Genomic DNA, 8,862 nt, shown 5'->3' on the forward strand with positions numbered 1-8,862 from the left:
CGGCCAGGCGATCGGCGTGGATCAGCCCCGCGCGTCGCGCCTCGTGCAGCAGGGCGTGCAGGGCGGCTTCGTGCGTCGTGAGGCCGACCCGGACGACGCGCGCCGCACCCGGATCGCGCTGACCGACGAGGGCCGCCGGCTCGCGCGCGGTCTGCGCGGGGAGAGGAGGGAGCTGCTCACCCAGGCGCTCGCGCCCTTCACCGACGACGAGCGCACCGAACTCGCGCGTCTGCTCACCAAGCTCGCCGACAACTGGCCGCGCTGACGCCGCGACGATTCCTGCTCCGCCGGTCTCGCTCCGCCGGTCTCGCTCCGCCGGTGTCGCGCCTCCGACCCCGCTCCGCCGGTCTCGTTCCGCGGGTCTCGCTCCGCGACTCAGGCGCGCGCGAAGTCGAGCGAGGGCTCGTCGTCCACCGAGAGGGACAGCACGACCGCCTCGATCGCGTCGTGCGCCTCGATCCGCCGCTCCACCTCGCGCAGCCGACGCGCCACGTCGTGCTCGCGCGCGTCGCCCGACAGGTCGACCTCGGCCACGAGGAACAGCCGGTTCGGCCCTACGTACTCGATGTGCAGGTAGGTCACCCGTTCGATGTCGTCCAGCCCCAGCAGAGCCGTGCCGACCCGCGCGCGCAGGGTGGGGGAGACGCTCGTGCCGACGAGGAATGCGATGTTGCGTCCGATCAGGATCACCGCGACCACCCCGAGCAGCACGCCCACCAGGATCGAGCCGATCGCGTCCCAGGCGGCCACGCCGGTGAGCTGGTGCAGCAGGATCGAGCCGCCCGCGAGGACCAGGCCGACGAGGGCTGCCGAGTCCTCGAAGAACACGGCGCGGAGGGTCGTGTCGCTCGTCTCCAGCACGAAGTCCCACGTGGAGCTGCCGCGCTCGCGCGCCAGGCGGCGGGAGCGGATCATCGCCTGCGTGAACGAGGCCCCCTCGAGCACGAACGCGATGCCGAGGACGACGTAGGCGACGACCGGGCTCTCCACCGGGCCGGTGTCGGACAGCTCCTGGATGCCGTGCATGATCGACACGATCGAGCCCGCGGTGAAGATGCCGAACGCGGCGATCAGCGACCACACGAAGGCGTTGCGGCCGTAGCCGAGCGGATGCCGCGCGTCTTTGGTCTTCGCGCCGCGCCGGTCGGCGATCAGCAGGAACACCTCGTTGCCCGCGTCCGCCCAGGAGTGCGCGGCCTCGGCGACCATCGACGCGGACGAGGTGATGACCGCGGCCACCGTCTTCGCGATCGCGACGAGCACGTTGGCGAGGAAGGCGAGCAGCACGGTCACCCCGGTCACGCTACTCCTGCCCCGCGGGGCGGTCGCGTCCTAGCGTGGAGCCTTCACCGGCAGCAGCAGGAGGAACCCGGCGATCAGCACGATCACGATGCCGAGGATGCCGAACGCGGTCTGCGCGGTCAGGGCGATCAGCACGGTCCAGGCGGCGGAGGCCATCCAGCTCGCCGCCCGTCCCGTCGTCGCGTAGAGGCCGAAGATCTCGCCCTCGCGGCCGGCCGGGGTGACGCGGGCCAGGAAGGACCGCGCGGCGGCCTGCGCCGGTCCGACGAACGCGCACAGGATGAGTCCACCCACCCAGAACACGATCGCGCCGGCGTCGCGCAGCAGGAACACCGCGAGCCCCGCGACGATCATGGCCGCGATCGAGCCGAGGATGATGCGCTTCGGGCCGAGGCGGTCGTCGAGTCGTCCGGCCAGGATCGTCGACACCCCCGCGACGAGGTTCGCCGCGATGCCGAACACGATGATGTCCTGCGTGCCGAACCGGAACACGGCCGTGCCGATGATCGCGCCGAACGCGAAGACGCCGCCCAGGCCGTCGCGGAACACCGCGCTGGCGAGCAGGTACCAGAAGGTCGAGCGGGTCTCCGGGTCGCGGTACAGCCCCACGACGTCCTGCACCAGCAGCACGTACGACCGGAAGAAGCCGACCTTCCGCTCCGGGCGGCCGAGCGACGGTTCCGGCACGTTGAGGAAGATCGGGATGGCGAACACGATCGCCCAGACCGCGCAGCCGACCGCGATCAGCCGGTACGCGAGTCCGTTGTCGGTCGGCATCCCGAACCAGTCGAAGGTGTCGAGCACGACCACGATCACGAGCGCGATGATGCCGCCGAGGTACCCGAAGCCCCAGCCGAGGCCCGAGATGCGTCCGACGTTCTTGGGGTTCGCGATGCCGATCAGCATGGCGTTGGAGTTGACCGCTGCGATCTCGCCGAACACCGACCCGGCGGAGATCAGCGCCACGCCCACCCAGAACAGGGCGGGGACCGGCTCGACGAACCACAGCCCGAACATGCAGAGGATCAGTGCGCCCGTGCCGATGCCCAGCCACAGCTTCTGGCGTCCGGCGGCATCCGCCCGCTGACCGAGCACCGGGGCGAGCAGGAGGATGCCGAAGGCGGCGACCGTGAGGCCGAGACCGAGGCCGGACGCGAGGTCGGCCTCCGCGGCGATCCGTACCGGGTCGTTCTCGTCGAGCGCGGCGACCTCGGGCGGCAGGAACGAGGGGCTGACGAGGTAGAGCGCCGTGAACACGAACGTGAGGATCACCGTGTTGAACGGCTGGGTCGCCCAGTCCCACAGGGCCCACGAGTACACCTGCTTCTTCGGGGCGGGGGTCTCGCCGCGCAGGTCGAGGCCGACCACGGCGACGGCTCCGCTGTTCGCGGTCGCTGCGGGCTCCGGTGCGCCGCTGCGGGATTCGGGTTCGCTCATGCTCGCAGTCTGGCGGGGCCCGGTGAACGCCCGGTGACGGCGCGCCGTGTCCCGCGCGGCACCCCGGCTCGACCCACTCCGCCCGGGTCAGAGGGCGGGGCCGCGGCGGATGCGCACCGGGCCGCGCGCGGAGGCGATGTCGACCGGCTCGCCCTTCTGGGTCACCACGACCTCGTCCCGGTCGGCGAGCGCGGCGGTCACGCGGCGCACCTCGTCCATCCGGTTGCGCCAGGCCTCCCCGCCGACGGCTCTGGCGACGTCGCTCGGGCAGATCGACGACCCCTCCCTCTTGCGGGTGAGGGTGCGGATGGCGGCCGCGATGCGCTCCGCGGACTCCTCGGGCGTCGGCTGCTCCCACCACGGGGCGCCGCGTTCGCCGAGGGCGGTCTTCGCATCGTGCACGCGGCGCCGCGCCTCGGGCTCTGCCGCCTTGACGGCGCGCCGCGCGGCCATCAGCTCGTCGACCAGCTCCTGGCGCAGTTTCTCCGGGATGGCCGGGTCGGTCGCCCGCCACCGGCGTCCGTTCACGACGATGTGGTGGCCATCGGGCGTGCGCTCCGGTGCCGTGGCCGCGTCCGGCTCGTCGGGCTGCTCCATGTCGGCAGTGTGCCGCGGCGGGCCCTCCAACGGCAGACCCTTGACGCGCGGCCATCCGCGTCGGGTGCGGTCGAAGCGCGACGGACACCGGGTGCGTAGGGTCGAGGGATGGCGGCGAGTGCGGGGCGAGGAGGCGGCACGGTCGTGCTGTTCGAGGGGGCGAGCGACCGGCTCGCGTTCCTCGCCGCGGCGCAGCGCCTCGGCGAGACGCTCGACGACCTCGACCTGGTCGACCTCGACGGCATCACGAACCTCCGTTCCCGGCTCGCGGCCCTCCGCGCGGTCGAGCCTGCCGTGCGGGTGCTCGGCCTCTACGACGCGGCGGAGGGCGCGTACGTGACCCGGGTCCTGCGCGACGACGGCGCGATCGACGCCACGGGCGTGCCCGCCGATGCGGGGTTCTTCGGCTGTGAGCGCGACCTCGAAGACGAGGTGATCCGTGCCGCCGGGGTTCCGTTGGTGGAGCAGGCGCTGGCGGCGCGGGGCGAGCTCGGGCGGTTCCGCGTGTTCCAGGGGCAGCCGGCGCAGCGGGGCAGGGTCGTGGAGGATCAGCTGCATCGCTTCGCCGGGACGGCCGCGGGCCGCAAGGCGCGGTTCGCCGCGGACATCGTCGGCCTGCTCCCGCTCGACCGGATGCCGCCCGCGCTGTCGGCCCTGCTCGACGTGGTCCACCCCGCCGCCTGACCCGGGCTCGACGCGGTGCATGCCGCGTGACCCCCGACCCGGGCGACTTCGCGCTCACTCCGTGCGGAGCGGGCGGAGCGTGCGGGCGTAGTCCTCCTTGAGCACCGCGAGGTGGAGCCAGGCCTCGATCCGGGTCACCCCGGGCAGCGCGCGCAGGCGCTCCAGGCTCGCGTACAGGGCGCCGGCCGAGGGCTCAACGAGTGTCGCGACCGCGTCGAAGCGGCCGAGCGTGCGGGCGGCGAAGTCGACACCGCGACCGCGGCGCAGCTCCTCGATCACGGCCTCGTCGTCGTCGCCGAGGGTCATGCCCACGCCCATCGACAGCTGCCGGTGCGCGAGGCCGCGTGCCTCGACCGCGCTGATCTTGATGACGCCCGCGTCGATGAGCCGCTGCACCCGGGTCGCGACGGCGCTGGGGGAGAGGCGCACCTCTTCGCCGAGCGCGCGGAAGCTCATGCGGCCATCGGCCTGCAGGTGCTCCACGAGGGCTTCGTCGATCGCGTCGAGCGTGACCCCGCCGTGGTACTCCGACACGAAGAACCCCTTGATCACGGTGGAGTAGATGATGGTGTTGATGTCGAGCACGCCTGCGCTGCCGCGGATGCGGGCGAGCAGGTCGTGCAGTTCCGACATCGACCCCACGCGCACCTCGGTCACGATGTCGTGCGCGCCGCCGACGGCCGACACGAGCACGGTCTCGCTCATGTCGCGCAGGTGCTCGGCCACGACCTCGACGGCGCCGTCAGTGCGGATCGACACGTGCGCGAGGACGTGCTGGCCGAGGAAGACCGGGTCCACCGCGGCGACCACGCGCACCGTGCGGTCGGCCAGCAGCGTGCGCAGTCGTGCAGCCACCGCGGCCCTGGACTGCCCGAGCCGCTCGGCCAGGGCGCGGATGCTCGCGCGCCCGTCCTCCTGGAGCGCGCGGATGAGTTCGGCGTCGAAATCCATGGCTGCGTCCCGATCCGTCAGTTTCCCCGGTCTGCACGACGACGCGCGCAGAACCTCAGCGTAACCCCGTGTGTGACCGGCGGGAAGGCCCGCTTTGCGTGCACAAGGGACCAGAAGTCCAGTGAATCCCCGTTCTCGCTGGAGTTCTGCCCTTGCCGCCGGGTCGTCACGTCCCTAGCATCGATCGCTATCCGACACCATCCGCGAAGGAGCGGGTCCATGACCACCACCCCCACCCCCCGAAGCGGCGTCCACAGCCGCGCACGCCGCGCCGGCATCGCCGCCTTCGTCGGCACCACGATCGAGTGGTACGACTTCTACGTCTACGCCACGGCCGCCGCCCTCGTCTTCGGCCCGCTGTTCTTCCCGAGCGACGACCCCCTCGCCGAGACCGCCGCGGCGTTCGCGACGTTCGCCGTCGCCTTCCTCGTCCGTCCCCTCGGCGGCATCGTCTTCGGCCACATCGGCGACAAGCTCGGCCGCCGGGTCTCGCTCGTCATCACCCTGCTGCTGATGGGCGCCGCGACCGTGCTCGTCGGCTGCCTCCCCACCTACGAGAACATCGGCATCCTCGCGCCGATCCTCCTGATCCTGCTGCGCGCCATCCAGGGCCTCGCGGTCGGTGGCGAGTGGGGTGGCGCCGTGCTCATGAGCGTCGAGCACGCCCCGGAGAAGTCGAAGACGTTCTACGGCGGCTTCACCCAGCTCGGCAACCCCGCCGGCGCGCTGCTCGCCTCGGGCATCTTCGCGATCATGGCCCGCGGCGGCGACACGTTCATCATCGACGGCGGCTGGCGCATCCCGTTCCTGCTGTCGATCGTGCTGATCGCCGTCGGCCTGTGGGTCCGCTACCGCGTGGAGGAGTCGCCGGTCTTCGAGGAGAAGATCGAGGGCCGCAAGCAGTCCATGCCCCTCGCCTTCGCGCTGCGCGTCAACTGGAAGCCGATCCTGCTCGGCATCGGCATCCTGCCCATCTCCACGGGCGGCTACTACCTGGCCACGACGTTCGCCACCGCCTACGCGACCGGCGAGCCCATCGCGATCAGCGAGCAGGTGATCCTCGACGCCATGACGATCGCCTCGTTCGTGGAGTTCGTGGTCACGCTGCCGGTCGCCTGGCTCGGCGACAAGTGGGGCCGCAAGAACGTGATGTACATCGGCCTGATCACCTCGGTGCTGACGTTCGCGCCGTTCCTGCTGGTGATGCCGGGACGGGTCGAGCCGCTGATCTTCCTGCTCGCCTCGCTGGTGCGCATCGCGATGAGCGCGACCTACGCCCCGATCGCCGCGATCCTCGCGCAGATGTTCCGCCCGCAGGCGCGCTACACCTCGATCGCCCTCTCCTACGGCGTGGGTGCCGCGATCTGGGCCGGCTTCTCGCCCTGGTTCGCGACGCAGCTGATCGCCTGGACCGGCAGCGTCTGGTCGGTGATCGCGATGTTCGTCGGCATGGCCGTGATCGCCGGGATCTGCACGCGCCTCGCGCCGCAGCACTCCGACGAGGCACCGGTCACGGCCTCGTTCACCGCCCGGACCGACACCACGGCGAACCGCCTGCCCTGATCGGCTCCGGCTCCCCACCCGCACGACCCCACCGCGAACAGGCTCCTCATGCGCAAGCTCACCCCCTTCGACCGCTCGGCCCAGGCCGCCCCCGCCCTCGTCACCGCCCGCGCCATCCACACCGCGGACGCGGCGGACACCACCGCGACCGCGATGCTCACCGACCGGGGGCGCATCGTCGCCCTCGGCACGGTCGCGGAGTGCGAGGACGTGGCGGCCAGGGCCGGGCTGACCCCGGAGCGCGTCGAGCTCGGCGACGCGGTCGTGGTGCCCGGGTTCGTCGACGCGCACGCGCACCCGCTCATGTTCGGGCAGATGATGACGTGGGTGGACTGCGGGCCGGAGAAGGCGGGCAGCATCCCCGAGATCGTCGCCCTGCTGAAGGCCGCGGCGGCCGGGCTCCCCGCCGGTCGCCCGGTGCGCGGCTACGGCTACGAGCAGCGCAACCTCGCCGAGAAGCGCCACCCCACCCGGTTCGAGCTCGACGAGGTCGCGTCCGATCGGGAGGTGTACCTCATGAACGCCTCGGGTCACGGCGGCGTCGTGAACTCCTACACGCTCGACATCAACGGCGTGGACCGCGACACCCCGAACCCGGACGGCGGGGAGTTCTTCCGCGACGCCGACGGCGAGCTCACCGGGGAGCTGTCCGACGCGGCGTGCAACATCCTGACGGGCGTGCACGGGGTGAAGATCGGCCACCACGGCCCGAACTTCCACCTGGCCGATGAGCCGGAGGAGCACCTGCGGCAGCTCGACGCCGCGACGCAGCGGTTCCTTGCGGGCGGTGTCACCTCGATCGGCGACTGCCAGGTCACGCGCCGCGAGTTCGACATGTACCTGCGGCTCGCGGAGGCCGGGCGGCTCGAGCTGCGCGTGTCGATGTACCTGCTGTCGCATCTGCTCGACGAGGCGCTCGAGATGGGGCTCGTCGGACAGTTCGGCAACGCGCACCTGAGCTTCGCCGGCATCAAGTTCTACGCCGACGGCACCCTCGGCGGCTGGACCGCGTACTTCCCCGACGGCTACGTGGGCGACCCGTGCCGCACGGGCCAGCTGTACCACGAGCCCGCCGACTACGCCGAGCTGATCCGCAAGGCGCACGCCGCGGGGCTCCAGACGGCGACGCACGCGCAGTCGCCCACCGCGATCGAGATGGTCGTGTCGGCGATCGAGGCCGCGCTCGCCGAACGTCCCGATGCGGACGCCCGGCACCGCATCGAGCACTGCGGCCTGCCCACGCCCGAGCAGATCGCGCGCATGGCGACCGCGGGCATCCGTCCCGTCAACCAGACCCAGCACTACTTCAACTGGGGCGAGGGTGTGGAGGAGGCCATCGGCACCCCGGGCGAGCGGTTCAACCCGCTCGGCGAGTTCGAGCGGGCGGGCGTGCCCATGACGATCTCCTCCGACGCCCCGGTCGCCGAGCCGATCCCGCTGGAGGCCATCCAGACGGCGGTCACCCGCGTCACCCGCCGCGGCCACCGGCTCGGGCCCGACGACCTGCGCATCTCTGCGCTCGCCGCTCTGCGCGCCCACACGATCGAGGGGGCCGTGTCGATCGGGCGGGAAGACGACCTGGGCTCGCTGGAAGTGGGCAAGCTCGCCGACTTCGCGGTGCTCTCGGACGACCCGCTGGCCGTGCCCGCCGAGGAGATCGCGGCCATCGAGGTGCGCGAGACCTGGGTCGACGGCGTGCGCCGCCACGTCGCCGCCCGCACCACGGCCGGCGTCTGAACGAGGATACGAGCATGAGCGCCGACGCGAACCCCACCGCCCCGTACGCCGACACGGCGGGTCGCGCGGTGCTGGAGACCATCCGCGGCTACGGGGTGACGGCGGTGTTCGGCATCCCCGGCACCCACAACCTGGAGCTGTACCGGCCCCTGGCCGACCTCGGCATCCGCGCCGTCACCAACCGGCACGAGCAGGGCTCCGGCTACGGCGCCGACGGCTGGGCGCAGCAGACCGGGCTCCCCGGCGTCGTGATCACCACGTCGGGCCCCGGGCTGCAGAACGCCCTGAGCGCGATCGGCACCGCGTTCTGCGAGTCGCGTCCGCTGATCGTGCTGTCGCCCGGGGTGCCGCTCGGCGCGGAGTTCGCCGACGTGGGCACCCTGCACGAGACGAAGGACGCCACGGCCATGGTCGGCGCGATCGCGGAGTGGTCGCGCCGGGTGACCACGGCGGCCGAGGGGGTGGAGGCCGTGCACGACGCCTTCCACCTCTTCCGCACCGGGCGCCCGCGCCCCGTGCACATCGAGATCCCGCTCGACGTGCTGGAGGCCCCGGCCGACGTGCCCGCCGCCGCCCGGGCGCCCCGTCCGA

General features: G+C 72.3%; 9 protein-coding genes. 5 read left to right on the forward strand and 4 right to left on the reverse strand.

The annotated features are described in order from the left end of the window. Positions 1-265: MarR family winged helix-turn-helix transcriptional regulator (locus DW309_RS01410; protein WP_136044334.1), on the forward strand; the 265-nt coding region annotated here is incomplete at its 5' end. Between the two features lie 110 nt (positions 266-375). Here DW309_RS01410 and DW309_RS01415 read toward each other — a convergent pair. From DW309_RS01415 to DW309_RS01425, 3 genes are all read right to left on the reverse strand, one after another. After that, positions 376-1,293, reverse strand: a complete 918-nt coding sequence (locus DW309_RS01415) for a cation diffusion facilitator family transporter (RefSeq protein WP_136044339.1) — start codon at positions 1,291-1,293, stop codon at positions 376-378. Positions 1,294-1,332: 39 nt separating this feature from the next. Next, positions 1,333-2,739, reverse strand: a complete 1,407-nt coding sequence (locus tag DW309_RS01420) for an MFS transporter (protein ID WP_136044335.1) — start codon at positions 2,737-2,739, stop codon at positions 1,333-1,335. Positions 2,740-2,826: 87 nt separating this feature from the next. After that, complete coding sequence (locus tag DW309_RS01425; protein WP_136044336.1) at positions 2,827-3,336, reverse strand: DUF3253 domain-containing protein; 510 nt, start codon at positions 3,334-3,336, stop codon at positions 2,827-2,829. A gap of 108 nt (positions 3,337-3,444) precedes the next feature. On the opposite strand from DW309_RS01425, the gene DW309_RS01430 reads away from it, so the two are divergent. Further along, positions 3,445-4,020, forward strand: a complete 576-nt coding sequence (locus tag DW309_RS01430) for an ATP-dependent endonuclease (protein WP_136044337.1) — start codon at positions 3,445-3,447, stop codon at positions 4,018-4,020. Between the two features lie 54 nt (positions 4,021-4,074). Here DW309_RS01430 and DW309_RS01435 read toward each other — a convergent pair whose 3' ends face one another. Next, the gene (locus tag DW309_RS01435; RefSeq protein WP_136028719.1) at positions 4,075-4,971 is read right to left on the reverse strand and encodes an Lrp/AsnC family transcriptional regulator; all 897 of its coding nucleotides are present in this window, start codon (positions 4,969-4,971) and stop codon (positions 4,075-4,077) included. A gap of 219 nt (positions 4,972-5,190) precedes the next feature. Between DW309_RS01435 and DW309_RS01440 the strand changes: the two genes are divergently transcribed. From DW309_RS01440 to DW309_RS01450, 3 genes are all read left to right on the forward strand, one after another. Next, on the forward strand, positions 5,191-6,534 hold the full coding sequence (locus DW309_RS01440; RefSeq protein WP_136028718.1) for an MFS transporter: 1,344 nt from the start codon (positions 5,191-5,193) through the stop codon (positions 6,532-6,534). A gap of 48 nt (positions 6,535-6,582) precedes the next feature. Then, positions 6,583-8,271 carry an amidohydrolase gene (locus tag DW309_RS01445; protein WP_136044338.1) on the forward strand — a complete coding sequence of 563 codons (1,689 nt, stop codon included), beginning with the start codon at positions 6,583-6,585 and terminating at the stop codon, positions 8,269-8,271. Positions 8,272-8,285: 14 nt separating this feature from the next. Then, positions 8,286-8,862, forward strand: a 577-nt coding sequence (locus DW309_RS01450) for a thiamine pyrophosphate-binding protein (protein ID WP_275089415.1), incomplete at its 3' end; no start/stop codon positions are given.

Origin of the sequence: Microbacterium sp. K41 (assembly GCF_004794395.1) — a bacterium.
GTDB classification, from domain to species: Bacteria; Actinomycetota; Actinomycetes; order Actinomycetales; family Microbacteriaceae; genus Microbacterium; species Microbacterium sufflavum.